We start from the raw sequence: 1,605 nt of genomic DNA, 5'->3' as shown, positions 1-1,605 counted from the left end.
CCCGTTGAAGAAATCCTATGGCTCGTGCCCGATCGACATCGTCGATCTGACCGTGCTGAAAGCCTGGCCGCAATACAGCCTGACCTATCTCGACGAGATGGGGGAAACCCACGCCGTCAGCGACTGCACCAAGGACGAGGCGACGCCCTACACGATCAGCGAGGACGAGAGCCAGTGCAAAATCTTCCTCGATTTCAATGCCAAACAGGCGGTGCCCCAGGTAGCGCTGGTCTATCTCAACCGCAACAATGTCCCGGTCCAGGTCCGGGGCTGCGGACCTTCGACCAAATCCGCCCCGTTGCCGATGCGCGAGAGCATCGAGGCCTGCCCGCTGCGCCATGATTTCACCGGCGGCACCAGCGCCGAACTGTCGATGTGGACCTATATCCGGGACGGCATCACCTATCAGGCCGCGCCCTGCACCGACACCGGCCGCATTTTCACCCATGAAACCGTCTATGCCGATGCCTCGGGCGCGTACATCTGCCCGACGGTAACCGATCTCGATCGCCGCACCGTCACCTTGCAATCGCGCAAGCGGATCACGATCGACGGCGCCCCTCGCTTCATCACCGACTGCACCCCCGACAGCGCGGCGCAGGCGATCATCTCGACCAGTGAGGGCTGCACCGACCCGGCCAACTGGACCCACGACATCGAGGCCGGGCAGAGCTACGGCCAGGAGCGGTTCTATTACCTCCGCCCCAATGGCAGCCGCGAATACGTCACCGCCTGCCAGAGTTCGGCGGTCACCTATCGTCACCAGCAGGCGATCACCGGCTACCAGAACCATGACGACCAGCTCTGGGCCTATCCGCTCTCGACGGTGACGATCGATGTCGCCGGAAAGCCCTATGTCGTCGTCGCCTCCCAGGTCCTGCCCGGGTCGGCGCAACTGGCCTATCTGCCCCAGGGCGAGATCGATACCCCCACCGGAGCGAAGACGACCGAGGGCTGCAACGCCTGGACCCAGACGGCGCGGAGCGAACGCTGGAAGCGTCCCGACGGCACCGAATACTTAAAGCCGATCGGCGCGGGCACGCCCCAGGGGCCGGTCAATGTCTGCATCGATCAGGTCGAAGAGGTCCGGCCGATGGAAACGGGTTGGTACAACATGAAAGCCGCAGCCAATGATTCCGACAATTGCTGGTCAAGGAATAACTGCATCACATACTGCGCGGCCATGCAGAACGTACAAAAAATAAACAGGGTAAATTCTATAAGCGGAACGGTTGTCGCAAAGACTTGCAAATTTGCCAATGATACTTGGATAGGCTGGTGCGTTCCGGTTTCAACAAACACATTAACGGACGAACAAAATCCAAGAAATAATTATTGGAACCCGCTGGAGCGCAAGCAAACCCTCTTCGTTCCCCCGTGCCCGTTCTGATCGCCATGGCCTCGGCGATCTCGACCATCCTGCGGCCGCTGGCCTCGTTCTACGACGACCCGGCCACCATCGAGATGAGGATCACCCGGCCTGCCCAGGTGATCCTCGATCGGCGGGGCGTGGGCAAAACGATCCTGCCCGCGCCGGACCTGACCCTGGCCCGGATCGAGGATATCTGCCGCTCGCTCGCCAACCATGCCGGGCTGCGCTTCGAT

2 pseudogenes are annotated in these 1,605 nt (G+C 61.4%); both read left to right on the top strand.

Going from position 1 to position 1,605, the window contains the following annotated elements:
• A pseudogene (locus K678_RS19250) lies at nt 1-1,390 on the top strand (hypothetical protein); the annotation flags it as partial.
• Nucleotides 1,378-1,605: pseudogene (locus tag K678_RS17295) on the top strand (CpaF family protein); the annotation flags it as partial. The pseudogenes K678_RS19250 and K678_RS17295, both read left to right, overlap by 13 nt.

Origin of the sequence: Magnetospirillum fulvum MGU-K5 (assembly GCF_000442515.1) — a bacterium.
Classification (GTDB): Bacteria; Pseudomonadota; Alphaproteobacteria; order Rhodospirillales; family Magnetospirillaceae; genus Phaeospirillum; species Phaeospirillum fulvum_B.
Note: the sequence above shows the minus strand (reverse complement) of the source record. Positions and strands in the feature narration are given on the sequence as shown.